Source organism: Niastella koreensis GR20-10 (assembly GCF_000246855.1).
In the GTDB taxonomy this organism is placed as follows: domain Bacteria; phylum Bacteroidota; class Bacteroidia; order Chitinophagales; family Chitinophagaceae; genus Niastella; species Niastella koreensis.
Genome location: NC_016609.1, coordinates 2392251 through 2417359, shown reverse-complemented (window position 1 = coordinate 2417359; position 25109 = coordinate 2392251). Strand labels below are relative to the sequence as shown.

The following is a 25109-nucleotide window of genomic DNA, read 5'->3' as shown; positions in this document are numbered from 1 at the left end:
TTTAGGGTAGCTCAAAATTAATTTTGAGCCTCAAAGCGCGGCAACAACCTCAAACAACAAACCTTAAACAACAAACTTTTTATTCTCTAATTACAGTTATACTACCGTCCTTATTCCATTTGATAATTGATGAGGCGGCGTGCGCTGTGGTTTCATTCTGCCGGTATTGTACAATGTAATCCACGCCCTGCCAGATCGCCGGCGAAATATCGTGAAAAATTGCCGGTGACGGATCGCCCGAAATATTGGCCGAGGTGGATACAATGGGTTTACGCAACCGTTTAATCAGGTGTTTGCAAAAACTATCTTTTACGATCCGGATGGCCACAGTTCCATCGGCATTGATCACATTATCGGCCAGTCCGATAGCGCCTTCATAAATGACCGTCGTAGGCTTTTTAACCTTGGCCAGGTAATCGAACACCTGCAGGTCAATATGCGCCACATACTGCATCAGCTCCTTTTCATCGGCCAGCAAAATGATCATACTTTTGGCCTCGGGCCGCTGTTTCAGGTTAAAAATGCGGTTAACCGCCGTTGCATTGGTGGCGTCGCAGCCAATGCCCCAGATGGTATCGGTAGGGTAAAGGATCAGTCCCCCGCCCTGCAATACTTTTAAACAATGATCAACGTCGTGTGAAAAATCCATGGTGCAAATGTAGGGGCAAAACCGGAAAATAGTTTAAAGCAGGTAAACCATGATCTTGCGCTCCTTTTTATCGTAATAAACATAATTGTACCCACCATTGATCGTAAAAAGCGCATCTCCCAGCAGTGGCTTATTCAGGTTGAATGAAAGATCATCAATCTTTTTATAAAGGGTTGCCGGCGATGTTGCATGTATGGGTTCACCCGAACCGGCATCAACCAGCATGGTAAAGAGCGTTGTTTCCGGCACCACTTTTTTCATTCCCGAATTTACCGGCAGCATCAGCAAATGCAGCGGAAGCATACCTGGCATTACAAGCGGTACAGGAACATAGCTGCGCCCTCTTGCCACTGAAACAGCACTTGAACTGGCCCCTATTGTTATGGCCAGTTGGTTGCTTTTAGTTGGCATAGCAGTGATTAATGGATAGTTACCCAAAATTTTGCGATACAGCTCGCCTGCTACCACAAACCACTCGCTACCTTCTGCCCCTTTATGTACAATGGATGAATTTTTAAACGCAAGACTGTCCTTTGCCGAAGCTTTGAAGGAAGCGATCTCTGCCCCCGTATAGAAATTTGTTATTTGAATACCCATGCTATCCTTTGCAACCCTTACATACAATAATTTATCCTGTACCAAAAAGGAATTGTCTGTAGCATCGGCAGATGACTTATACGGAAAACCGGCAAAATGTTGAACAGACCTTAAACTTGCCTGTTTATATTTCAGATCGAAGCAGTATACATTGGTTTCTTTTAATTCATTATTCATCAATAACAGCACGGTATCATTTCTGCAATATATTTTATTGGGGCAGGCCGATAACGGGATGTTGCATTCGCCTTCCAGTTCAATATTTCCCACCTGCAGGCCCTTCTTTATATGCGCGGTTTTAACCAGTTTTTCCCAGGCGTCCTTATCGAAATGATAGCTTACCGTAGAAAATTCATGCTCATTGGTGAAATCATGCGCTATCAACTCGGCGTTATTGGATTTAATAGTCAGATAAACAAAATGTTCGCCGCAGTTTACAGCACTTACTGTGTTTTCGTCTGCATTTTTAAAAACAACCCGGTCTTCAGCTACCTTCCCAGTTGCGCTGTCCAGTTGCCAGGCATGTACTTCACCTACTTCAGGATATTGATTGTAGACATACATTTTTCCTTCTTTAATAAAACCACCCAGCAACAGCTCCTCGTACCCGCGTGCAATAGTGAATTGCTTTACTATCTGCAGGTGGCTGTTTACCCAACTTACCCGGATATTGTCTTTATTTGCAACCAGGATACCGCATTGTTGTTTTGCCTTATCTGAAACCGTATGCACTTCAATCGAATTGCCCCGCCAGCCGATAAATTGTTCAAATTGCTTTTCCTGGCTGAATAAATGGGCGGTAATTAAACAAAGAATTATAAAAAACAGGGTACGCATAGATTAAAACTTTAAAATACTCAGCTTACGGGAGTCGTTTTCATAATAGGCCACATAATAGCGCCCATTGGTTTTGAACAGGTTGATGCCCATTGGAGGAATTTTTCTGCCGCCGGTATAATAGTCAATTTTTTCATTGATGGAATTGCCGGGAACGCCGCTTATATGCTCCAGCGAGCGGGCATTGAGCAATGTTTTGAACCGTACAGATTTGTCCCAATAATTAGAATAAAACATTCCAGGTGGCATCATGACCAATGAACTGTTACCGGCTGGCCGAAAAGCCACACCGCCGGTACCCATCGCCATTCTCATTTTCATAAAAGATCCAACCACCAGTTCCAGCTGATTATTGGCATTGATGGTGGCGCCAATTACCGGATCACCATTATCCATTTTCCGTAGCAATTGTTTGGTTCTACCTATTTCCCGGGTTCCACCATAAGCGTAAAAACCTCCTTCCTGCATAATGGGAGTATTCTTGAAAGTAATGGTATCTTCAGCAAGCGCCACAAACGACATCTTTACAGCACTACTGTTTACATCAACGATTTGTACGCACAGGCTATCTGCAGAAGCGCCTATGTAAAACAACTTGTTTTCGAAAAGAAAGCTGTTGTCTGCACTGGCATGCGCCTGGTGGGAGATTACGCGTTCACTTATTTTTTTATTGGGAATGTCAAAACTGGTTATTTGTGTTGTATTCAACTGATCATTCATCACCAATTGCAACGTGTCGCCCTGCAGGTATAATTTATTCTTTTCTACAGCTACATCGATGGGACAAACACCCTCCATATCAACTGTTCCAAAATCTGCTTTATGAACGCCCAACGGATAGCGCAGCGTGTCGAACTGTGTTTCACTGGTAAAATTATAAACAATAAGTTCAGCCGTTTTTTTATTGGAAGTAATGTATAAAAAGCGATCGCCGCCACTGATGCGATCAACCAGCTTTTCTTTATTCACATCGAATGGTAAAATATTTTCTTTGGCGATGCCAGTAGCAATGTCCAGCACCCAGTTGTGCAATTCGTTTTCTTTCTGCCATTCCCGGGTGAACAGGTATACTTTGGCATTGCGGATAAAACCACCCAGCAATTGTTGGTAGTTTTTATGCTCCATGCCAAACTGTTGTATAACCTGTACCTGATTATTGAAAACCAGCGCCCTGATGCTGTCGCTTACGATAAATGTGCAGCTTTGCTGTTTGTTTTTGTCAGAAATGGAATGTAACTCCAGTTTGTTGCTTTTCCATCCGAGATTTAATTCATAATGCTTTTGCTGGGCCGCTGCCTTCAGCATAATAGCGGAAAAAAGGATACAGAAAAATAAACGCATAGTCGATAAAGGGTTAATTGAAGCGATAAAAATAACAAAAACCGCTAAAAAGCCAGTCTATTTATAACTGATTAATGATCTGTACTGTATGTTTGCAAAAATTTAAAGAAATGCAAGACCTGATACTCGAAGCCTGGAGCAACCGCGAGTTATTAAAAGAAAAAAAATATACCGATGCGGTAAAAGCCGTTATTGAAGAAGTGGATAAGGGCCGTTTGCGTGTGGCTTCGCCCACAGATGGCAAATGGGCAGTGAATGAGTGGATAAAACAGGCTATCCTGATGTATTTCGGCATTCAGCCCATGCAAACATGGACTATGGAGCCTTTTGAATTCTACGACAAAATGCTGCTGAAAAAAAATTATAAAGAACTGGGTGTACGCGCTGTTCCCCATGCTGTAGCGCGTTATGGCGCCTATGTGGCCAAAAACGTGGTACTGATGCCCTCTTATGTGAACATCGGCGCTTATGTTGACGAAGGCACTATGGTGGACACCTGGGCTACTGTGGGCAGCTGCGCCCAAATTGGCAAGGGCGTGCACCTGAGCGGTGGTGTAGGTATCGGCGGCGTGCTTGAACCTTTACAGGCTACTCCTGTTATCGTGGAGGATGGTTGCTTCATTGGCAGCCGTTGCATAGTGGTAGAAGGCGTTGTGGTGGAAAAAGAGGCTGTATTGGGCGCTAACGTGGTATTGACCCAAAGCACCAAGATCATCGACGTAAGCGGCGATACGCCGGTTGAGTATAAAGGACGGGTACCGGCACGCAGTGTGGTAATTCCCGGCACTTATGCTAAAAAATTCCCTGCGGGCGAATACCATGTAAGCTGCGCACTCATCATTGGTCAGCGTAAACCAAGCACCGACCTGAAAACCAGCCTGAATGATGCGCTGAGAGATTTTAATGTATCTGTTTAAGATTTAATATAATATTTGGAAGGGAAAAAACATACAGTTTCATTAGCGGGATTCCTCATTACTATCATCGGCTCCATTTTGTTTTCCACAAAAGCCATTATTGTAAAAGTGGCCTTTGCGCACACGCATATGGACGCCCTTACCCTGCTGATGCTGCGCATGACTTTTTCCCTTCCCTTTTACCTGGCAGCCGTATGGTTTGCCCGTAAAGAGAACCTGGCGCCACTTACCAGGCGTCAGTGGCTGAGTGTTATCGGGCTGGGTTTATTTGGTTATTACCTCAGCAGCCTCTTCGATTTTATGGGCCTGCAATATGTAACTGCCGGTCTGGAGCGATTGATCCTCTTTTTGTATCCCACCTTCGCCGTACTCATCAACGCCTTTGTTTTTAAACAGCCCGTAGTAAGTACGCAAAAGATAGCCCTGCTGCTTACCTATACCGGCATTGGCATTGCTTATTTGGGCGAATTGCACATTGATACCTCGAACCCCAATTTTTACTGGGGCAGTTTTCTCATTTTTTTATGTTCAATCACCTATAGCGTTTATATCGTCGGCAGCGGCCGCGTAATACCCGCTGTGGGAGTTACCCGTTTTACCGCTTATGCCCTGCTGGCCTCCACCGCCGGGGTGTTTACGCATTTTGCCTTAAACGGCGGCACCCTCCACGACCTGGAACAGGGCGGTACCCCCATTATTTGGTATGGCATTTTGCTGGCTACCATCGCCACAGTATTGCCCACGTTTATGATGGCCGCCGGAATGAAAAGGATCGGTTCCAACAATGTAGCCATTATTTCGGCGGTTGGCCCGGTTTCCACCATCATTCAGGCACACTTCATCCTGGGCGAAAAGATCTTCACCGCCCAGATCATAGGCACTTTACTGGTAATTACCGGGGTTGTTTTGATAGGCTGGAAGCGCAACTAATACCCCAGACCCCTAAAGGGGGTGTAAGAATGGCGCAAATCCTGCATCAGGGTTGCACTGGACTCCGCTGCGCAGTACAACTCCAGTGCACCCCCAGCGCATATTCAGGCACTATCCAGGCAATTCCCAGGCAATCTGTCTCCTCTTGATCCCAACATCCCATCAATCCCAAAAATCCCAGTTCAGACTAATCCCAATGGGAGCACCTGCTTCTGTAATATCCACACGACTTTTTAACCGGTGTTGCTTCAGTAGTTTTTGGTGTTTCCACTTTAGCAGGAGCCTCGGCTTTTACAGGCATCATTACTTTTGCCGGCGCCGCTGCGGGTTGTTTGTTTTTTGCAAAAGAAAGCGGAATGCCCACATTGATATTCCAGGAAGCTGAAGAAGATGATAATTGCGTAGTTACCAGTTTATTCTGCGTTGAAGTGTTCAATGTTTCCGTATGCATATTACCAATGCCTTTGAGGTATTGCACCCCTATCACATACCTGTTCACGCTTCCTTTGGCAAATGCCAGGTTTATCCCGGTTATAAAAGCCGATGTATAGTTACCTGCATGATACTGGTAAACGGTTTCACCATTATGCATGGCGGTGGTAACGGCTTGTTCAGGATTGGGCACAAACGCCATTCCCGCATATGGTTGAATGCGCAGGGTCATCACCGGTTTTTGCGGAACTACCGCCATGGCCTGCCGCATCCGATACGCTGCGCAGGGACTTAAATTAGCGGTAGATTCAGTAGAGGCTGGTTGTTTGGCTGTTTTACCCAACGAAATGGGTTTGCTGCTTACCTGGTAACCGGCTTCCAACCGCAGTTTCCAGTCGCCCTGGGAGGCAGCATATTCCTTGTCGCCGGTTTCAGGATTGGCAAATTCATATGTTACAAGGGAACGGTTGCTTGCAATACCTACAAATGGGCCATGGACCTTGTTGAACAGATAATCGGCCCGCACACTGATTTGCGGGGAGATGTTTGGTGAGATTGGATTAATACAGGACGTGTTGTTGTACTTCACACAGTTAAAAGCTTGTTCAATACCCACTCTGGGCGAAACGGATAGTTGGGCATTCGTTGCAAACTCACAGGCAACGAACACCAGGCCGGTTAACGCTGCTTTTCTCATAGCTTAGTTTTTTTTTAGTGTCTTATAAGTTACACCATATCCCGCACCTGAAAAATTAGAATCCATGAGTGGTTTTCGAATACCATTAAGTTACTGAGTTTCTTAGTTTTTCAGTTTTTGAGTTCGTTAGTTATTAGGCTCTTAAGTTATTGAGTTCATCTGAGATGGCGCGAGTCTTTCACGTTTCACGTTTGACGTTTCACGATTGCCATTCAGAAAAACTTTCACCACACTTGTCCAATCCCGGCGACTTCATTTGTAATAAGGGGTATATTAATTAATTTCAATAACTTAAAAACAAAAATCATGGATGAGTACATGTTGATCTTCAGACACGAGGACGGGACAAAAGTTGCTTCGCCTGAACAAATACAGATCTGGATGAAACAGACCATGGATTGGATCGGTGGCATTTCTGCACAGGGAAAATTTGTAGAAGGCAATGGTTTGCCATTTGATGACAGTAAAGTAGTGTGGCACAAGGGCGTTGTTACCGACGGCCCGTTTGGTGAAATTAAAGAAACCATTGGCGGTTACATTGTTGTAAAAGCCGGTTCGGTTAATGAAGCGGTTGAATTTGCCAAAGGCTGCCCGGTTTTACAAGGTGATGGCAACAGTGTTGAAGTGAGAAAGATCGCCAAAGGTGATGGCGTACATAAATAACAATCAGTTTATAAAGTCAAATGGGTCAGCGATATTGACTCATTTGACTTTGTGATTATGCAACAACCCGAATTAATACCGCATTTATTCAGAACCGAATACCGGAAAATAATTGCCGTACTATGCAAACGCTTTGGCTTTTTTGAAATTGAAACGGCCGAAGACATTGCCAGCGACACCTTTATGCTCGCCGCTCAAACCTGGAGTTTGAAAGGCATTCCCCCCAACCCCATCGCCTGGTTATATGCTGTTGCCAAAAACAAAGCCAAAAACTTTTTGCATCGCCAGGCTACCTTTACCGGTAAGATTGTTCCCGCAACCGCAGCGGCCGAAGACAGCGCCACCCTTCCAGAATACGAGATCGATCTGTCGCCACAAAACATCAACGACAGCCAGTTACAAATGATGTTTGCCATTTGTAACCCTGCCATTGCCCCAGAAGCACAAATAGGATTATCGCTTCGGATTTTGTGCGGTTTTGGTATTGAAGAAATTGCCGATGCATTTTTAACCAATAAAGAAACCATCAACAAACGACTGTTCAAGGCCAAAGAAAAATTACGTGAAGAAAATATTCGCATTGAATTGCCTGGCATTACTGAAATAGACGCGCGGTTGAATGCTGTTCTCGCCACTATTTACCTGTTGTTCAGCGAAGGGTATTATTCCATCAGCAATAATAAAACCGTGCGGAAGGAACTTTGTTTTGAAGCCATGCGGCTTTGTTATATGCTGATTGAAAACAAACACACCAACAAGCCACCCGTAAACGCCTTGTTATCGCTCATGTGTTTTCAGGCCTCCCGGTTTGAAGCCCGCATAAACGAAGAGGGCGGGCTTATTTTATACGATGAGCAGGATACCAGCCTGTGGGATGCCGACCTCATCAGCAAAGGCAGCTATTTCCTGAACTGTTCCGCCACCGGCAATCAGTTATCCAAATACCACCTCGAAGCTGCCATAGCCTGGTGGAGCACGCAAAAAGACGATACGCACGAAAAATGGGAATCCGTTTTACAACTCTATAACCGCTTATTAAGAATTGAATACTCCCCCATTGCGGCCCTCAACCGCACCTTTGCCCTCTCCAAAGCCAATGGCAAACCCGAAGCCATTATTGAGGCGGAAAAACTTCAACTCACCAGCAATCATTTTTACTACACGTTGCTGGGAGAATTATATACGGGCATTGATGATATTAAAGCTAAACAGAACTATGAACTAGCATTTGCGTTAGCTAAGACGGCTACTGATAAAACAACAATACGGAAGAAGGTTGACCAGTTAACCAGTTGACGAGTTGACCAGGAAGAGGCGAGTTGACAGGGTTGATAAAGGCGAATGCAAAATATTGAATATTGAATGTTGAATACTGAATGTTGAAGTTAAAACCCTTAAGGGTTGCTTTCAGCCTTGCCGCGCAGAGGTGTATTGCTTACATCTTGCGGCTTGAAGCTGTCGTCCCACTGCCTACGCCTTTCAAATTACACTAGGCACCAATAAGGCAACATTCACTTCCTCAAAAGCAAATTACAACAAGCGCATACACATTCTATTTATTAGCTATCTGCTGTATGTCTGATTTTAGTTAACTTTAATAAAACCTCAATCCTTAACCGTAAACAAGGAGGTAGCAAAATTTGTTTTTTTAGAGGTTATCAGAGGTTAATTAAGGAAATCAAGCGTTTAATCCGGAACGCACATTGGAGGAGCCCCGGTTTTCCGGGGACAATGGTTCAAAAACAAAACGGGAAAAGCCCCGGCGATACAGTCGGGGCTTTATTTTTTAAGCAGTTTTTGTTGTAATAACCGGCCTTTAGGTCCCGACACTTCCAGCACATACATACCTGGCCGGCAACCAGCAGGTACGTTCAAACTAACGGAGTGATAACCGGCAGAAAAAGATTGCGCCGATGTATATACTTCCTTTCCATAAAAATCAACCAGCCTGAATCGGAGCTGCTCCGCCATTTTCAACTGCAGCTGCACATTTATTTCTTTATGAAATGGATTGGGGTATACATTCATCCCCACTTCTTTCAAACTAAGAAAAACAATGCCGGAATAAGTATAGCGCCCATTCTGTTGCACGATCTTTAACCGGTAAAACCGGGAGTCGGCAGTTGTATTTATTTTATCTGCAAACTGGTAATCGCTCCCGATGTTTCCATTGTGCCGGGCTGTTAATTTACCGGTTGTTTTAAAATGATCGGGCGTTTCGGAATATTCCAGTTCATACCCCGCAATATTATCATCTTCCTGCAGCGTCCATTTCAACAGCGATTGATTATTAGCAAGGCTGCCACTGAAGTTTAAACTGTTTGTAGCCAACACCCCACTGGTATAAAAACAGGTGGCATTCTGACTGCCCGGTTGCGCCGGGTCGTCGGAATTAACAAAGATGGTATTGCCATCTCCATCCAGCAACGTTATCCGCGACTGGTTGCACACGTACATATCGGCAATTGTTTTAGCCCTAAAGGTCACTACTACTTTATTGCCGGCTCCAGGTTTAACTATCCCGCTTTGCTCACCGGTTGAATTAATATATTGCCCACCAGCGATGGCAAAAGGCATAACGCCGCTATTATCAGCTATGCCTATTCCATTCATAGCTGTTGAATTGGGAATGTAGGCGGTAGCAGATGGAACGGAATCGAATAATTTAACCCCGGGCGCATTGATATTGCCGGTATTGGTTACTTCAATGGAATATTCAACCGTATCGCCCCCCACCACAAATGGCACGCCGCGCGTATTGCGATACGTTTTATTGGCAATCAGCGCCGGTGACAACACCGGGAATCCACAACTGGTAAAATCGCCGCTGGTCCATACATTACTGATGGCGCCGCCGGTTATTGAAGTGCCCCCCATGGTAGCCAGGTTTACTTTATATACATCCTGGTACGAACCGCCAATGTATACATTCCCGGCAGGGTCAATGGCAATGGAATTGGAACTACTGGCCGGTGATGGATTGATGCCCCCTAAAAAAGTGGTAACCCGGGTGGCAGGGTTTATTTTGTAGAGTTTGCTGCTATTGGCTATCAGGTATAATTTTCCCGAACCATCGCCAAACAGATCGCCGCCGGTTTCGCCCAGCACATCATTGACGCCATTTGTGGCATCATTGATCAAGGGACCCAACCGGGTAATCACCGGCAGCCCCGTAACTGTACTTACCGAAAACTGAATAAGGTCGTCGCCATGCGAGGTAACGGCATAACCAAGGCCATCGGAAGCAAAAGCCATTCGGTTTATGCTGTACGACACATTGGGCTCGAGCGGGTACCCCGTAAATTTACGGGCACAAACAGGCGAAGCGTTCAGGTCCACATAACACAGGTCCTGGGCAGGATTGGTAGCGTAATTATTTACAAAGTAAATGCGATTGGTAGTTTTATCGTAAGCAATAGCGGCTACATAATCCATAAGTCCACCGGCAATAACAGCTCCGGAAACAGCATCAAAACAAGGGCCATTCTCGCCATCGTACAAAATGGGCCCGCCCTGGCCATTGCTTTTATCAAGTGTTTTTATAAACCGGTAGTATAAGGGATCGGCGGGTGAACCTTCGGGCGTGATGGCCGTGCACTGGTATACCACCGAACAGCCGGCATCAGCCGTAAGATTGGTAAAGACGGTGTTGGTGCCCTGGATAAAATTGGCGGAACTATAAATACCCTGTAGCGTGGCATAATTGCTTATGCTGCCGCCATTTGCCGTAACCTTTACCCTAAAGGTGATGGTAGCGCTTGCGTTTGGCGCCAGAATACCAGCCCCATACGATGGTGAATTTATCAATCCCCCGGTTATGGCAAACGGCATGGCGCCACCCACATCTGCTGCTGCAATCCCGTTTAGGGTGGTGGAACCTGCTACATACGATGCCCCCGCCGGAATATTATCAAATACCGTAGCACTGGTAATGTTCAATGCCGACAGGTTGTTAACGATGATGGTATACTGTAATACGTCACTCTGTGAAGCGGTAGTGCCGTCGCCTGTTGTAGTAATATTTGCAACAGATTTGCTAATGTTTAGCGTTTGCGCCTGTACTTTACACAAAACACCCAGCAACAGCAGTAATAATGGTATACGTAGAGTTGAATTCGTGTAGAATTGTTTACTCATAGGTTATGGATTGTACTGCTTACAAAATATAAATTCAATGGCAGTACTCCTAGTGCAGGAAATATTCTTTGACCACAATCAAGAATAGCACGCAGCCATGTTACCGGGCAATGTTCACCGATACATAAAACTACTTATTGAAACCCGTGATATTTTAGTAACATACCCAGATGAATGAGGGATTTACAAATTGACCAAAATCAACACCCACTAACGCCAACATTAAATAGTATGCTATTTAATATTTATATTGAATTTTTTACTAACTTACAAGTACCCCCAAAACAGCGAATATCCTTCCGGATAAAATGATTATTGAAAAACCAGTATATATCCACCTCCCTGGAAAACGATCAACTCTCTTATGAATTTCTCACTGGGTTGAGAATGATTAGCAGTACGGGATACCGGAAGTCCGGCTATCATAGGATCAGCCATGCTCACGCTACAAATTAATTCTGTCCCTAATCCCTTTTACCTTACGCGAGTCCCGTTTTTAATCAACGTTTAACTGATTTGTATCCATCCGTACCCCTCTTTTTATTTTAAGGGCGAAGAAACATACAATTAGCTTGCTACAAAGGGTTGCCGTTGTATCAGGTTATCGAGTGTGGATTTAAAATCCGCAATGGAGATTTGATCGGGGATGATAACATCGGCGCCTGAAGGGATTTTATTTTCAACCGGCCCGGTTTGCATGGAGTAGATCGCAATCTTCATGTTTGGACAGGAAGACCGCAACATTTTTATTATGTCGTACCCGTTTTTTTTCCGCGCATTAAATTCCAGCAGGCATACATCTGGAACATTTTCCTTTGTTAACTGATCAATCAGTTCCTTCCCATCTCCTACCTGCAAGGTGATTGAATAATCAAAACCTGCCAGATAACTGGAGATGCATTCGCGCATCAAAGGGTGACTGTCGATAAGGGCAATTTTTGCCGTACCGGTGTTGCTCATAATTTCATTAAAGGTTTAGTCTGTGGTGCTATAAAGGTAGCTCAACCATCAACCGATATCCGGTTTCCTATTACCGTTAATCATAATTTCTTCAAAATTCCTAAAACACCCCTAAGCATAACTACGCAGGAAAACAACTTTACATAATTTATTCCATTCATGCAATCCGTGATTTTACGGTTTTTGTAAATGGTTTTCCCGGGTTGCGCTCCCCGGTTAGTTGAGCACCAGGTACTCAAAACCGGAAAGCATTTTTTCATTTATACAAAATAAATAGTACTATTTACTGGGTTCATTGGTAATCCCGTAATGGGATAAATCATAATACATTTTAACAGCTGGCCCCTTGCAAATGCGCAAAGAATATGCATATTTTGTTATATAAACCCCAGAACCCCTCATGACAACGATTGACAGTCAAAAAGCGCAGGCTTTTTACGCGGAGCTTATATTGATACAACACTCCAAAGCCGAACCAACTGAACGATTCTCCAACCTGAGCAGCGCATTTTACAAACTCATTAAAACTTCAACGAACGAAGAACTGGTTGCCTTCAGGAACTTTTATGCCCGTTTCCGGTATTTGCTCTCGCAATTGAATATGAGCGTCACTGAACGGCAAAACCTGGATGCCTTCAGAAGGTTCATCAAAGAAGGGAACATTAATAAAACGACGCCTAAGGCCATTCAACAAGGCATTGCCCTGTTATACCGGCTGGTTAAACTGCTGTCGAATGATAAAACAAATACAAAGGAGCTTGATACCCTTCCTTACAGTGACGGGTACTTTTTAAAATTAGTTCCACAAAGAAAATACGACACCCTAACCAACCTGAAAATATTGGTTGCTGCCTGGAGCGAAATAACCGATTACAAAGGCAACGCCTGTTTTACTTTACAGGGATATGACCTGGAAAATATGGAAGGTCTGGTTGAAATACTGGTAAAGGCGCAACCTCATGCCAACCTAACGCCCATCAGGCAGTTATTGACGCCGGGTGCTATTCTGCAATTACAAAATATTACCTACACCGGAAAAGCCGGTAATCAATACACCACCACCTACGAATCACTGATTGCCCTGGAACCCGATTTCCTGGTTGATGCAACGGCGGTTGGCGAATGCTTTCTATCCGCACAACAATCAAGCAGCGATCTGTTCTTTTTAGGTAAAGTGGTAGATGAACTGCCGGGGATCCCGGCCTTAAAGGGTAGCATGGTAGGTTATTTTCTCGATGAAATTGTCCGGGACAAAAAACAGGACCTGGAAGCTGTTTATAAAAAGGCGCAAAAAAGCAATGCGTTAAAAGCCGCGCAGTTTGGCAACTTACAAATGCAACTTGTAAAGCAATCTATTTTCAACGAACACCTTAAAAATATTAAAACCCTGGTTGAAACCCAGAAGGGCAAGGAAATATGGATTGAGCCAACTTATTTTTCAAAAGAGTTTGGCCTGCAGGGCCGTATTGACCTGTTGGGCATTAATAAAAAGCTCAACTCCAAAGATATTGTGGAGTTAAAAAGCGGCAGCCCTACCAATCATGTGGTACACATTGCCCGGGTAAACCATAAGATGCAGGTAGTGTGCTACGACCTGTTGCTGCAAAGCACCTATGGCCAAAACAGGCAGGGCGCCAATGCCGTATTTTATTCGCAATGCACCACCTTGCCGTACCGGTCTATTGTAAGCGAGCGTGGTGAAAAAATTGATGTACTGCACATCAGGAATGAGATCACGGCAAAAATTTACCAGCTTGCTAATGGCGATTTCAGTCTGCTACGTAAGATAAAACACGAAGGCGTAACAGATCCGGGCTTTAAACGCGACCAGTTAACCCAGTTCAGAGCACATTACGATCCATCGAGAATAGCTTCGCAATACTACGAGGAATTATTAGCCTTTACTTTACGGGAAATGATCAACGCCAAAGTTGGCGACATGTTGAAAGAAGACAGGGAAGATAACCAGAATGGCTTTGCCGGGTTGTGGCTCGATAACCAATTAGCCAAGGAGCAGGATTTTCGCATTTTGTTCGATATGAACATCAAACAAATTGATGAGGAGAATGGACAGATTCACTTAACCTATAACAACGACATCCCCCATAGTTTTCGTAAAGGCGACCTGGTGATCCTGTATCCCAGATCGGAAGATGGTTATAGCCCGTTGAAACAACATATTCTGAAGGGCACGCTATCTGCTTTAGGTCTGAATTCAATGACCATCAACCTGTTTAACATTCAAACAGATTATACGTTTTTAAGGGCTCACCAATACTGGGCCATTGAGCCGGACATCCTGGAACGGAATAACTGGAGCACCATTTCAAGTTTGTTCAATATATTATGCTGCAGCGACCGTAAAAAGAAATTGTTATTTGGCCACGAGGAACCAAAATCTGAAACCAGCATTTCTTATAACAATCAACACCTCACCAGCAAACAGAACCAGGTGATTCAGCAGGCGTTGAATGCCCGCGATTATTATTTGCTGCAAGGCCCGCCCGGAACAGGAAAAACGAGCACGTTCCTGGTGAACTACATGCAGGAACAAATTTGTAAAACAAAAGATAAGATAATCGTACTGGCTTTTACCAATAAAGCCGTTGACAAGATCTGTGAATCGTTTAACAAACCAATAAACAGTAAATATACCATTCCCTACCTGCGGCTGGGTACCAACATGATCAACGACGAGCACCTTTTTACCAAACGGATAAGCGGCGATAACCCCGATACCTGGAAACAGTTGATTGACTCCCACCAGGTAATTGTATCAACCGTAGCTACCTTTCAGAACAACTGGCTGCTGCTGAAAAAACTGACCGGGAATTTTAACCAGGTCATTATCGACGAAGCCTCGCAATTAACTGAAGCCACCCTGGCCGGCATTTTGGTTTTGTTTGAAAAATTTATTTTGATTGGCGACCATAAGCAATTGCCCTCCGTTGTAACGCAGGATGCCAAAACCTGTATCACCGGCAACAAATACCTGAATAACCTGGGTGTTACCGACCTGCGTACTTCTTTATTTGAACGGCTTACCCGCAACGCCATCAACAAAAAATGGGGAAACGCATACGGACAACTTACACATCACTACCGCATGCACGAGGATATTGCCGGATTGATATCCCAGCATTACCGCGAACCGCTTATGAGCATGAAGCTTCAACAAAAAACCAAAGCGGCTCCTTATAAATTAACGGTTGACGATCCGTTGTTTGAACTCACGGCAAGCCGCATCGTTTTTATTGAAAGCATTCCCGAAAATGCGCTGAAAAAAAACGAACAGGAAGCCATTGTAGCGGCCTTCATAACGCAGCACTTAATTGACACAGGCATTGTAACCCCGGCCGAAATAGGAATAGTTACGCCATTCAGGGCACAGATTGCAGAGATAAAAAGACACCTCCGACCCGACATCCTGCTCAACGAGAATTTTATCATCGATACGGTGGAGCGGTACCAGGGTGATGAAAGAAAGATCATTCTGTTTTCCAGTACAGTGTGCCATGCCAGGCAAATACCGTCTATGCAAAGCATTGCGGCCGGCGATACAGATAAAACCGATAGAAAGCTGCTGGTAAGTATCTCCCGGGCAAGTGAACAATTCATTTTACTTGGTAATTCAGCCGTATTACGAACTTCCAAACAATACCAGGAATTAATATTGCAAATTGAATCAAAAAACGGTTTCATCGACAAACAGTTTTCTGAAAACATTATTACCTATAGGGAACTGATAGCTGAATAATTTTTCGGGGTGGGTAAAACGCTGTAGCTTGCCCGCATGAACATCCCTGATTTGATTGTGCTGGTTTTTATTGTTGCAAGCGTAGCCGCCACCATCATTTTCCGCAAACTAACCATTGCTGGTGCGTTTACCGGTGGGTTGATGGCGGCCCTGCTGTATAAAGGGCTTGGCGTTACCGGTATTGTTTTACTGGGTGCTTTTTTTGTGGCAGGTACCCTGGCAACCTCGCTGGGCCGACGCAAAAAAGAACGATTGGGGATAGCAGAGAAGAACAAGGGACAACGAACCGCCTCACAGGTACTGGCCAATGGCGGTGTGGCCGCATTAGCGGGCTTACTGGCCTGGATCTTTCCGCAACACATAATTGCATGGCGGCTGGCAACTGCGGCTTCGCTGGCTTCTGCAAGCGCCGACACGCTCTCTTCTGAATTAGGCAGTATTTACGGAAAGAACTTTTACAATATTCTCACCTTTAAAAAAGATACCTGCGGACTGGACGGGGTAATAAGCCTGGAAGGAACATTATGGGGTATAGCAGGCAGCCTCCTGATCGCTTTCATTTACATCGCTGCCTATGGTTACCATTCACTGGTATGGTGGATTGTACTGGCTGGTTTTATTGGCAACATGACCGACTCCCTGCTCGGCGCCGCCCTTGAAAGAAAGGGATGGATAAAGAATGACCAGGTTAATTTTCTGAATACTCTTGTAGCGGGATTGATAGGGTTACTGGGATTTGTGGTTTAAGTTGCAGGCCTAAAGTTTAAAGGTGAAAGCCTAAAGCCAAAAACGCGTTGCATTCGCTTTTTGCTTTAGGCTTTTGCCTTTGGGCCGATACCCTTACATCATTCCAATTACACCTGACTCATAATCTTCTTTAATAATAAGATCTGCCCCAGGTGATAATTGTTATGTTCTACTATCCCCTGCAAATTGCGGTAAAAGTTGCCATATCGTTCATCATGAAAAACTTCGTCCAGCTTTTCGAACGGCAGCTGTTCAATTATTTGAGCTATGTTTTCTGCATCGGAAAAAACACTGTTCTTTAATTGTTCCCAATCTTCGGCACTTTGAACCGGCGGCGCATCAAACGCATATTTATCACTTCCCTCCAGCGGAAGCCCCTGCAATACTTTCGTCACCAGCCGCACATAATAATTCATGTGATAGATCAATACTGCAATGGTATTACAAGTAAAAATGGAAGTGGTGGCCTGTTGCCAGGTTACCCCTTCCAATGTGTTTTTTAAATTAACCCCGGTATAATTACCACCGCTATAAAATGCTCTGAAGTGTGTGGCGAGTTGTTTTGGCAGGTTCATTTCAGTAGGTTTAATGCCTACTAAAATAAGTATAATTCGCCGGTATTATTTTATCTGATTCAGCGCGCTCAGCCAACCGGTACGTGCAGCCGACCAGTTACTGGTAAAGGCCTCCGGTTTCAGGCCGCCTTCAAAATTCTTTAGCAAACTGGCTCCGTCGGCCATTGTCTTTGCCTTGGCGCCCATATCCAAGAGGGATTGTGCGGTGGTGCCCGTTTTAAACATCCCGGGTTTTATATACCCAACCAGTGAACTAACTGTGCTGGCCATGCTGGCGGCACTCGATATTTTTGACGCCTGTTCTAAAATGCCGCCCTTGGCGCCCGCGAAAGCGCTGGTAAAAGCATTGGGTTTAATGGCATTGATAAGTTGTGTTACCAATTGCCCTGCGTTGGCCACTGAACCCATTTTGGGTATTTGGGCCTGCACCAAATGAGTAATGGATAGCAGCGCCAGGCTTACAAGCATTCTTTTCATAACCGAGAGTTTTTTATATGTGTGAATAGATATAGCATGTTTGGTACACGCTACAGGAAGAAGTTTAAAATAAGGAGAGGTAGAAGTAAAGGCCGGTCTAGCCCAGCATGCCTTTGAGCTTATCAATCACCGAACCGCCGCCCGAAAACATGGCTTTCAGGTCCTGCAGGTCAAGGTCGCCATCACCATCGCTGTCGAGGCCGCCTTTCAGCTTGTTCATCATGCCCTGGAGGTTCATGCCAGCGGTTTTACCGCCGCTGAGTTGATTGAAGATCTGTTGTATATCAAAACTGTTGTCGTTGGGATTGGCGGTCTTTTGCGCGAGTTGATTCATTACATTGGGGATTACGCTTTGGGCAATACCGGATGCCTGGCTGCTGTTCAAACCAAATTTACTTTGCAGCCGTTCCATAAAATTCCCGGTAGCCTGTTGCACAACGGGCGCACTGGCATTAGCCTGGCCGTTTGCAAACATGCCTAAAACATCATTGATCTGTCCACCCGATAAGGCGTTTTTAAGGGTATCTACTATTGAATGACCGGCTTCCTGTACAGCTGTTTCATTGTGCTGATCGGGAATAGCAGGGTTATTAATAATAGCGTCCCCGGCCTGTTGCTTTACGAGGTTGAAAAGATTTTCCAGCATATACACTTATTTTTTGGTGAATAGTGCGTGCGGGCCGGAATGGAATAGGGAGTGATCTTAGGGGTTGGAATAAGTATAACCGAAAATCAAATAAGTAATTCGCTAACAACAATTCATATGCTAACACTGAGTTAGACTAAAGGTATGTTATTTATTTTATTTATAAATTAAATTTACCATGCATTGGGATTCTTGTGCAGAAGGCTAGTCTTCGTTCCAGACATCGATCTGAAGATGATAACCTACATCAAAATACCTTACAATTTTTCTGGTGAACAGATCGAGCAGGGTGTCTGCTTCCTGGGAAATGGGACAAACTTCAAAGTAGTGTTCGTCGGTTCTTACAACCTGGAATAAATTTCCGGTGCTTAATTCGCGGGGGGCGTTGTTGAATCTTATCCTATCGCCCTGGTAAACGCGATTTGAGGTGCTTAAAGATTTCCACATGGTACTGGATTTTTATTGATTAATACGGATTTACTATTGACCAATTAATAATTAATACGAAATATAAATATTAGCTGTAAGAAATGCAATGCCTCGTTTTATATTTTTTTTAACCACATAGGTCACAAGCTGCTCCGCCGGGCGGAAAATTTGTGCCTATGTGGTATTAAACGAGTTAAAAGCACACCTGGCTGTAGTACTAATACTAATCCAGATAAAATTAATTAGTTAAAATCACGGGTTTTTACGAAGTGGTTGTTGGGGTCAACATAATAGTAGCCCAACTTTACAACTGAATCAACTTTGTAAGGTTTTTCTTCAGTGATTGATAATTCGCTCTTCTTGATGGAAAGAAAAACCCATTTGTCGGTAAACTGGCTCAGGAAATAATGAGATAAACTGTCGGTGCCGCGGTAAAGAATACAGTTGGTGTTGTACTTTTTAGCCGAATCTTTATTAAACGATTCCTGCACTTCCTTTACTGTCCAGACTGACTTTTGGGCCTGGTAGGGTGCACTACATGCTACCAACACAGCCATTGCACAAATGGCGTAAAGAATGTTCATTTTCATTGGTAATGGATTAGATATTAGGTATACTTTCTGCAAAGTATTGCATTTGTTTAACAAATCCAATGCCAGACATTGAAAATAATATTATGTAATACAACCTGTTACAACGTATAGTAACCCTACTTCGGATAATCACGGAAGGCATTCAGAAATAATTGCGGCAATGCACAGGCTAAACCCCAAATAGCAAAAAAAGCTCTCCCGATTTCATCGGGAGAGCCAGAATCTACAACTGTTATTGAAAGGGATTTTACCAATTAGGGTTTTGATACGTCGCTTTCTGGTCAGCGTTCAATGGTTGTCCATTTTGCCTTATTACATCCAGGAAGCTTTGAGGTATTGGCCTCAGATAATCTTTATTAACGGAAGGTTTTGCAGCGGCATTGAAGGCCGTACAACGTGCCACCAGCGTTTTGGTACGCACCAGGTCTTCCCAGCGTAACAATTCGCCCATCAATTCGCGTGAACGCTCGTTCAACATAAAGCAGAGGAACTTGTCCATATCCGAGGTTGCATTCAGCTTGTCGTAAAACTCCCTGGTAGAACCCAGGATATCGTTCACATTGTTTATATGTAGGGCGCTCAGTGTGCTGGGGTTGGTGTTGATGTCTGCAGGCGGCGTCAGATTGTTCGACTCGTAATAAGTATTCCTATCAGAGTAAGAAACGAACGTGGCGGTATTGGCAGCCGTATTGTTCTTGTACGAGATGCCACCATCAACATAAGCCGCCCGGTCTTCCTTGACTTTAAATGCAGCACGATCACGTACGGCATTGATAAAGGGCAGTGTTTCGGTGTATTGTCCTTTCCGGCCATACGCTTCGGCAACCATCAGATAAGTATCGGCCAGGCGGGCCAGGATACCATCGCGGCGGCCGAACTGAGAAGCCACATCAGCCCTGGAGCCATCGGCAAATTTCGACAACCCTACATAGCGGGAAGCAGCGTAGTTTCCATGCACACCCAACATATCCTGCGCTTCGCCGCTGAAATAGCGAACAAACATCCAGGGGGCCCGGTAGTTGATATTATCAGAAGTATACCGGGTATCACCTGCACCGTTCACGATATAAAGAACAGACTCCTGTCCACCGGTGAACTTCACTTTGCCTGAGTCAGCCGGCGTAGGCGCATATTGTTTCGTCCATTTTGGCGCCGCTGAAGGATTATTGCAGAGGTATCTTGTTTTAAAGCTTTTCCAGAACCGCGAGTCGTTCACGCGGTCATACACATCCATGGCATAATCGGTTGATCGCAGGCGTTGAAACTCTCTACCTCCGGCAATGTCGCGCACCATGCCCGCGATGTTCTGGTAAACGGAAGGATAATACAGGTGCATCTGATTGCCATACCGGCCCTGTGTGGCCACGTTGTTGGAGAACTGGGCCGACAGGATGATCTCGGCATTGGTTTCATTGGCGCCATCAGGTGCGGTATAATTCCACAGATCGCTGAAGTTGGTTGCCAGTTTATGACCGCTGTTGTTGATCACATCTGTACCATATTTGATCGCATTGTCCAGGTCGGCTGTTACTGTTGAACCGTTCCAGCTTTTGTTTACTTCACTGGCGCGGAACAGGTATATTTTGGCCAGGTAATGTGCAGCAGCCCATTTTGTAATACGGCCTCTTTGTGCCGGGGTGGCAGGCAGCAGGTTGTATGCCTGGGTCATATCACTTATTATCTGGTTGTAACATTCCTGTACGGTATTACGGGGGAATTCAAAGGCAACGGCATCTGACTGGTGGAGCTGTAAAGGCACACCGCCGTACTGGTTCACCAGCTTGAAATAATTGAAGGCGCGCATAAAATAGCCTTCGCCCTGGCGGGTATTCTTGTTTGGGCCATCGGCATAATACAATGGTACATTCTCAATAAGAATGTTGGCCGAGTTGATGGCCCCATACATATTGTCCCATACAGATCTTACATCTGTTGTCAACGAGTTTAAGTTTGAACCATATGAATTCCACATTTCCATGGTAGGGTCGCCACCAACGGTGAATTCGTCAACCCCGTAATTGGTGCTGGCATAAGCCCATTCGTAGTTAAAATGAAAGCGAAGGCTTTTTCTACAAAAAACTGTCATTTTAACGCAAAAAAGCCTCTCCTGATTGTAACAGGAGAGACTTACAAAGAGAAACACTTATGGTGTGATGCTTAGATCTGTTTATTTTTTTGTTACCGGATTGAACCTGCATGCATTTACAGCCGGGCTCGCCTGCAATCCATTTGCTTCTCTTATCAATTGAAAGATATGATCGGGACGAACTACTATATAATCACTGCTGAGTGAATTGGCCACGTTCCTGAAATTGGTGGGTTTCAGATCCGTCCAGGGTTGCGCCTGAATTATGATGAACCGTGGTGAGCTTCCATTCCAGCCCGCAGCCGTAGAAGAGATAGCATCTTTCATCGCCTGTTCACTGGTGCAGTAGTTGCAGGCCAGCGCCATCCCCGGCAAACTGTTATTATAAATAGTTAAGCCACCGCCCGTATTTTGCGCGGTAAGACCTAATAACGAGGGCGAAATACTGGCAAAGGTTTGCCCAACATTCTGATTAATGCCACCGGTAATGGTATTCCAGATGGTGATTACCCTGAAACCGGCACGGCGATTATAATCATCTGTTTTTGCAACAAACTGGTTCAACAGGTTTTGATTGGGCCAACTGTTGGGATAAGTATAGCCATAACCAGAAGGACCAGAAAGAAGGCAATCGTTGTCAGTAGCAGTTTGCCAGAAATAATTGAGCGCACCGGGCATGGCATCCAGCATGGCAGGCGATAACGTCCAGCCCATGGGCACAGAACCCCGGTCGGCATTACTCCACAGCTTACGCAGCAGATGTTCGATGTACTGCAGGTTATCGCCATCACTCAAAATAAAGGCAACGTATATTTTATTCTGCAACGCAGGTTTGGGCGGAATGGGTTTAAGGGTCACTGTGCGTGAGGTACCGCTGTGCACGGTTAAGTTACTGCACCAGTCGCTGGCTATGGTAGTTATTCCATATTGCGAGGTGCGTTGCACACCCGGTTGTTCTTCGGGCCACCAGCCCATAAAGTTGGAACCGGCCGGCATGGAAGCAAGGAAGCTATTCAACAAAGTGCTTTCCGCCGCCACATTAGGATCGAGCCATACAACAGCAGCGCCTAATGCAGTAGCATATTCCCGTAAGGCAGCCTTATGCGCATCAGGGTTCAACCCAATTAATAACCGGTGATCGATAGAAGGCCAGTAGTTATTGAACAAGGTTTGATATACCTGCAGTTTGCTGGTATACTGACCACGCAGATCAACCAGGATGGGTAGATTATAAGGAGCCGCGGTTAAGCGGGATAACAATAAAGGCGAAGCGATCAACGCATTCCTGCTTTTTGCCATCGCTGTCGCCAGGTTTACCGTATGAATTTGTGCAGGGTCATAAACGATCAGTCCAGACAGTTCGTTGCGGTATTTGGAAATAAGGCTCCATTTATCAGCCGGCTCCGTCCAACTCAATCCTAATGACTGCAACCAGGTGTATGGCCCTTCTGCAAACGCATCGCCTTCATAAGAAAAAATGCGCGGCTGGGTTTTATTAACGATGCCTTTCAATGATGCAAACAAATACATTTCAGCCGACGATGCATTTTGTTGAACAGCTACATAATCAACCTTTGTATAGGAAGTACCGCGCCAGTATACCCGCAATTCAAGGGAATGATTATCGGCAGGCATGGTAAAAGGCAAGGTGAAACTCACATAATTTGAAGCAACCGGAAATTGCAACCGGGTGATGGTTTGTGAAGCCAGTGTTTGTCCGGTAGTAGCATCCCTTACATCTATGTCAACAACGGGGTCGTTATTGGCGGTATTATTGTCGACCTTCATGCGGAACTCAGCCACGTTGGGTCCTGCAGGTATGCTTGCATCGTACGGACCATAGATCATGTGATCGTTCGGTGCATCGATACCGGTTTGGCAAAGCCAGCCGTCGGTTTCAAGACGGCCGGTTTTATGACTTAACTGGGGCCCTTCGCCTTCCCAACGGGAACTTGTTTCGCGAAGCGTGATCAGGTCCTGCGTTTGTGCAGGCGTCGGAAAAGAGGGTAATAATTGTGAGGAAGGCCAGTTGACCTGGGCCATGGAAGGTATTATGATAAGCTGTAACAGGGGCAATAGCCAACCTGTTCGCTTATGGAGCGAGGTAAGTAATTTCATAGAAAGCCAGTTTAATTAGTTAATGGCCTCGAATTTCGGCATTTAGCAAATACCAAATAAAAAGAGGGTAACCAGCTAATTGATAATGTATTGTCGTGCTGAAACAAGGAAGGTTGAGAGCACACGGAATTGATTATCCGCTTAGAGATAAAAAAATAACCCTGATTTTATCGCACTAACTCCGCTCATAAAAATACTTCATCTGCCCCAGCCTTTCCTGCACAATAACCGATTGCATGGGGGCATACTCAAAGATCTTTTTATTGTCTTTTGTTACTACGATCTTAAAAGGTTGTTTCAGCATATGTGTCATATGATAAACTGTAACATATTCAGCCAGGTCTTCAGAACGGGCGCAGCTGCCATAGAGGGAAACAAATGGCTTTTTTTGCAGTGCCTGGTAAACTGCTATGGCCGAATCGATGGGCAGGCGCTTACCGGTACGATAGATTATTTGTTGCAACAGGGTGTCCCGTAATTGCGGTAACAATACGTTCAAACCTTTTTGTTCCCAAATGCCAGCGGCAAAATCCGGCGCACTGGAAGGGTCAAGCAATTTGCCTTCTCGCTTACTGGCAATACCCAGCGAGCCATCCACCACATGCGTTGTTTCATGCAATAATACATACACCAGTGCATTCATTTGTCCACCTTCCACGTGTATACGCAGGGGCGAATGTGCCGTATCAAAACCGGTATTTTCTTTCCAGGTGAGCCATTGCGATACCGTTTCTTTCAGGATGCCTGCCCGGAAGGTGATGTGATACAGATTATATTTTTCCTCATAATTGAACGAGGATGTCAATGCCGTATTGGGCATATTATCGAGGAAGCTTATACTTTTCAATCTTTCTTTCAGCACCCGCTTGTGTAAAGGTGGCAGCAGGGAAAAGGCTGAATCTATTTTTTTCCGCTCTTCATCCGTTATTATATGTTCTGTGGGCGACATGCCTGCTTCCCTGAATTTTTTAAGCACGTCCTCGGGTGTTTGGGTAACCCGGTCAGCTAAAGCCCTGGACGGATCGAGCCCATATTTTTGATGAGCGGCCGATTTAACTGTTAAATAGGATGTATCGGTTTGAGCCATGCCGGCCCCGGCGGTTACCAATAGTACGGCAATTGTAACAACTACATTTTTCATAATAAAGTAGTAAGATAGGCAAAAATCAAAAATTCACTTTAAACATGTAGCTTGCTGCCATGAGGTATATCCAGCGAAGCGGAATCAGATTTCATGTACGCTTCACAAGGCGCCTTTTACGCCAGTGCATTCGGCACCCCTATCACCGAGGCTGCCTGGAGACATAAGCCAGCCTTTGGCATTGTAGCCACCGAGGATAAAGCCATTCTGCCCGACATTGAACGCAACATGTACGCGCGTTCCAATACCAAAGTAACTGAAATACAGGGTAGCCATGTGGTGTTTATGTCGCACCCCGACAAGGTAGCCGCGGTGATCATAGCAGCAGCGGAGACCGTTGCTGCTGCTGAAAGCGTTGCTGCCAGTAATTAAGCGATGAA

21 protein-coding genes are annotated in these 25109 nt (G+C 45.0%); 7 read left to right on the top strand and 14 right to left on the bottom strand.

Features of this window, described 5'->3' with window-relative positions; translation table 11 throughout:
- Window positions 1-79: 79 nt before the first annotated feature.
- The 3 genes from NIAKO_RS09780 to NIAKO_RS09770 are packed head-to-tail and all read right to left on the bottom strand — an operon-like array spanning window position 80 to window position 3424.
- Complete coding sequence (locus NIAKO_RS09780) at window positions 80-649, bottom strand: L-threonylcarbamoyladenylate synthase (RefSeq protein ID WP_014218255.1); 570 nt, start codon at window positions 647-649, stop codon at window positions 80-82.
- A 33-nt stretch (window positions 650-682) separates the two neighbouring features.
- A complete protein-coding gene (locus NIAKO_RS09775; protein ID WP_014218254.1) occupies window positions 683-2083 on the bottom strand; it encodes a hypothetical protein in 1401 nt (466 codons plus the stop codon).
- Between the two features lie 3 nt (window positions 2084-2086).
- Window positions 2087-3424, bottom strand: coding sequence for a hypothetical protein (locus NIAKO_RS09770; RefSeq protein WP_014218253.1), 1338 nt, complete (start codon window positions 3422-3424; stop codon window positions 2087-2089).
- A 110-nt stretch (window positions 3425-3534) separates the two neighbouring features.
- Here NIAKO_RS09770 and NIAKO_RS09765 point away from each other — a divergent pair, with 110 nt between their 5' ends.
- Both NIAKO_RS09765 and NIAKO_RS09760 read left to right on the top strand, forming a co-directional pair.
- The gene (locus tag NIAKO_RS09765) at window positions 3535-4341 is read left to right on the top strand and encodes a 2,3,4,5-tetrahydropyridine-2,6-dicarboxylate N-succinyltransferase (protein ID WP_041348354.1); all 807 of its coding nucleotides are present in this window, start codon (window positions 3535-3537) and stop codon (window positions 4339-4341) included.
- Between the two features lie 15 nt (window positions 4342-4356).
- A complete protein-coding gene (locus tag NIAKO_RS09760; protein WP_014218251.1) occupies window positions 4357-5271 on the top strand; it encodes a DMT family transporter in 915 nt (304 codons plus the stop codon).
- Between the two features lie 187 nt (window positions 5272-5458).
- On the opposite strand, the gene NIAKO_RS09755 is transcribed toward NIAKO_RS09760, so the two are convergent.
- Window positions 5459-6400: a hypothetical protein gene (locus NIAKO_RS09755; RefSeq protein ID WP_014218250.1), complete on the bottom strand. Its 942-nt coding sequence runs from the start codon at window positions 6398-6400 to the stop codon at window positions 5459-5461.
- A gap of 306 nt (window positions 6401-6706) precedes the next feature.
- Between NIAKO_RS09755 and NIAKO_RS09750 the strand changes: the two genes are divergently transcribed.
- Both NIAKO_RS09750 and NIAKO_RS09745 read left to right on the top strand, forming a co-directional pair.
- Complete coding sequence (locus tag NIAKO_RS09750) at window positions 6707-7063, top strand: YciI family protein (protein ID WP_014218249.1); 357 nt, start codon at window positions 6707-6709, stop codon at window positions 7061-7063.
- Between the two features lie 57 nt (window positions 7064-7120).
- Window positions 7121-8359: an RNA polymerase sigma factor gene (locus NIAKO_RS09745; RefSeq protein ID WP_014218248.1), complete on the top strand. Its 1239-nt coding sequence runs from the start codon at window positions 7121-7123 to the stop codon at window positions 8357-8359.
- 483 nt (window positions 8360-8842) lie between these two features.
- Here the strand turns inward: NIAKO_RS09745 and NIAKO_RS09740 are convergent, their stop codons facing one another.
- Both NIAKO_RS09740 and NIAKO_RS09735 read right to left on the bottom strand, forming a co-directional pair.
- A complete protein-coding gene (locus tag NIAKO_RS09740) occupies window positions 8843-11200 on the bottom strand; it encodes a T9SS type A sorting domain-containing protein (RefSeq protein ID WP_014218247.1) in 2358 nt (785 codons plus the stop codon).
- A 567-nt stretch (window positions 11201-11767) separates the two neighbouring features.
- Window positions 11768-12160, bottom strand: a complete 393-nt coding sequence (locus NIAKO_RS09735; RefSeq protein ID WP_014218246.1) for a response regulator — start codon at window positions 12158-12160, stop codon at window positions 11768-11770.
- A 400-nt stretch (window positions 12161-12560) separates the two neighbouring features.
- On the opposite strand from NIAKO_RS09735, the gene NIAKO_RS09725 reads away from it, so the two are divergent.
- Both NIAKO_RS09725 and NIAKO_RS09720 read left to right on the top strand, forming a co-directional pair.
- Window positions 12561-15917, top strand: coding sequence for an ATP-dependent helicase (locus tag NIAKO_RS09725; RefSeq protein ID WP_014218245.1), 3357 nt, complete (start codon window positions 12561-12563; stop codon window positions 15915-15917).
- A gap of 36 nt (window positions 15918-15953) precedes the next feature.
- Window positions 15954-16664: a DUF92 domain-containing protein gene (locus NIAKO_RS09720; RefSeq protein ID WP_014218244.1), complete on the top strand. Its 711-nt coding sequence runs from the start codon at window positions 15954-15956 to the stop codon at window positions 16662-16664.
- 107 nt (window positions 16665-16771) lie between these two features.
- Here NIAKO_RS09720 and NIAKO_RS09715 read toward each other — a convergent pair whose 3' ends face one another.
- The 8 genes from NIAKO_RS09715 to NIAKO_RS09680 all read right to left on the bottom strand — a co-directional run bounded on the left by NIAKO_RS09715 (window position 16772) and on the right by NIAKO_RS09680 (window position 24729).
- Window positions 16772-17239, bottom strand: a complete 468-nt coding sequence (locus NIAKO_RS09715; protein ID WP_014218243.1) for a DinB family protein — start codon at window positions 17237-17239, stop codon at window positions 16772-16774.
- A 45-nt stretch (window positions 17240-17284) separates the two neighbouring features.
- Window positions 17285-17716, bottom strand: a complete 432-nt coding sequence (locus tag NIAKO_RS09710) for a hypothetical protein (RefSeq protein ID WP_014218242.1) — start codon at window positions 17714-17716, stop codon at window positions 17285-17287.
- A gap of 97 nt (window positions 17717-17813) precedes the next feature.
- Complete coding sequence (locus NIAKO_RS09705; protein WP_014218241.1) at window positions 17814-18362, bottom strand: hypothetical protein; 549 nt, start codon at window positions 18360-18362, stop codon at window positions 17814-17816.
- Between the two features lie 204 nt (window positions 18363-18566).
- Entirely contained in the window at window positions 18567-18809 is a 243-nt protein-coding gene (locus tag NIAKO_RS09700) for a hypothetical protein (RefSeq protein ID WP_014218240.1), read from the bottom strand.
- A gap of 224 nt (window positions 18810-19033) precedes the next feature.
- Complete coding sequence (locus NIAKO_RS09695; RefSeq protein WP_014218239.1) at window positions 19034-19381, bottom strand: hypothetical protein; 348 nt, start codon at window positions 19379-19381, stop codon at window positions 19034-19036.
- Window positions 19382-19631: 250 nt separating this feature from the next.
- Window positions 19632-21470 carry a RagB/SusD family nutrient uptake outer membrane protein gene (locus NIAKO_RS09690; RefSeq protein ID WP_107685531.1) on the bottom strand — a complete coding sequence of 613 codons (1839 nt, stop codon included), beginning with the start codon at window positions 21468-21470 and terminating at the stop codon, window positions 19632-19634.
- An 81-nt stretch (window positions 21471-21551) separates the two neighbouring features.
- The gene (locus tag NIAKO_RS09685; RefSeq protein ID WP_014218237.1) at window positions 21552-23588 is read right to left on the bottom strand and encodes a GxGYxYP domain-containing protein; all 2037 of its coding nucleotides are present in this window, start codon (window positions 23586-23588) and stop codon (window positions 21552-21554) included.
- 175 nt (window positions 23589-23763) lie between these two features.
- Window positions 23764-24729, bottom strand: coding sequence for a hypothetical protein (locus NIAKO_RS09680; RefSeq protein ID WP_014218236.1), 966 nt, complete (start codon window positions 24727-24729; stop codon window positions 23764-23766).
- A 93-nt stretch (window positions 24730-24822) separates the two neighbouring features.
- Here NIAKO_RS09680 and NIAKO_RS09675 point away from each other — a divergent pair, with 93 nt between their 5' ends.
- Window positions 24823-25101 carry an alpha/beta fold hydrolase gene (locus NIAKO_RS09675; protein WP_049815494.1) on the top strand — a complete coding sequence of 93 codons (279 nt, stop codon included), beginning with the start codon at window positions 24823-24825 and terminating at the stop codon, window positions 25099-25101.
- Window positions 25102-25109 lie beyond the last annotated feature (8 nt).

What these genes read in the sequence shown, in the direction of transcription:
- NIAKO_RS09680 (WP_014218236.1), bottom strand. Translation starts at nt 24,729, where the DNA reads ATGAAAAATGTAGTTGTTACAATTGCCGTACTATTGGTAACCGCCGGG.
- NIAKO_RS09675 (WP_049815494.1), top strand. Translation starts at nt 24,823, where the DNA reads ATGTACGCTTCACAAGGCGCCTTTTACGCCAGTGCATTCGGCACCCCT.
- NIAKO_RS09755 (WP_014218250.1), bottom strand. Translation starts at nt 6,400, where the DNA reads ATGAGAAAAGCAGCGTTAACCGGCCTGGTGTTCGTTGCCTGTGAGTTT.
- NIAKO_RS09740 (WP_014218247.1), bottom strand. Translation starts at nt 11,200, where the DNA reads ATGAGTAAACAATTCTACACGAATTCAACTCTACGTATACCATTATTA.
- NIAKO_RS09720 (WP_014218244.1), top strand. Translation starts at nt 15,954, where the DNA reads ATGAACATCCCTGATTTGATTGTGCTGGTTTTTATTGTTGCAAGCGTA.
- NIAKO_RS09700 (WP_014218240.1), bottom strand. Translation starts at nt 18,809, where the DNA reads ATGTGGAAATCTTTAAGCACCTCAAATCGCGTTTACCAGGGCGATAGG.
- NIAKO_RS09745 (WP_014218248.1), top strand. Translation starts at nt 7,121, where the DNA reads ATGCAACAACCCGAATTAATACCGCATTTATTCAGAACCGAATACCGG.
- NIAKO_RS09695 (WP_014218239.1), bottom strand. Translation starts at nt 19,381, where the DNA reads ATGAAAATGAACATTCTTTACGCCATTTGTGCAATGGCTGTGTTGGTA.
- NIAKO_RS09780 (WP_014218255.1), bottom strand. Translation starts at nt 649, where the DNA reads ATGGATTTTTCACACGACGTTGATCATTGTTTAAAAGTATTGCAGGGC.
- NIAKO_RS09735 (WP_014218246.1), bottom strand. Translation starts at nt 12,160, where the DNA reads ATGAGCAACACCGGTACGGCAAAAATTGCCCTTATCGACAGTCACCCT.
- NIAKO_RS09710 (WP_014218242.1), bottom strand. Translation starts at nt 17,716, where the DNA reads ATGAAAAGAATGCTTGTAAGCCTGGCGCTGCTATCCATTACTCATTTG.
- NIAKO_RS09715 (WP_014218243.1), bottom strand. Translation starts at nt 17,239, where the DNA reads ATGAACCTGCCAAAACAACTCGCCACACACTTCAGAGCATTTTATAGC.
- NIAKO_RS09765 (WP_041348354.1), top strand. Translation starts at nt 3,535, where the DNA reads ATGCAAGACCTGATACTCGAAGCCTGGAGCAACCGCGAGTTATTAAAA.
- NIAKO_RS09775 (WP_014218254.1), bottom strand. Translation starts at nt 2,083, where the DNA reads ATGCGTACCCTGTTTTTTATAATTCTTTGTTTAATTACCGCCCATTTA.
- NIAKO_RS09705 (WP_014218241.1), bottom strand. Translation starts at nt 18,362, where the DNA reads ATGCTGGAAAATCTTTTCAACCTCGTAAAGCAACAGGCCGGGGACGCT.
- NIAKO_RS09750 (WP_014218249.1), top strand. Translation starts at nt 6,707, where the DNA reads ATGGATGAGTACATGTTGATCTTCAGACACGAGGACGGGACAAAAGTT.
- NIAKO_RS09770 (WP_014218253.1), bottom strand. Translation starts at nt 3,424, where the DNA reads ATGCGTTTATTTTTCTGTATCCTTTTTTCCGCTATTATGCTGAAGGCA.
- NIAKO_RS09725 (WP_014218245.1), top strand. Translation starts at nt 12,561, where the DNA reads ATGACAACGATTGACAGTCAAAAAGCGCAGGCTTTTTACGCGGAGCTT.
- NIAKO_RS09690 (WP_107685531.1), bottom strand. Translation starts at nt 21,470, where the DNA reads ATGACAGTTTTTTGTAGAAAAAGCCTTCGCTTTCATTTTAACTACGAA.
- NIAKO_RS09685 (WP_014218237.1), bottom strand. Translation starts at nt 23,588, where the DNA reads ATGAAATTACTTACCTCGCTCCATAAGCGAACAGGTTGGCTATTGCCC.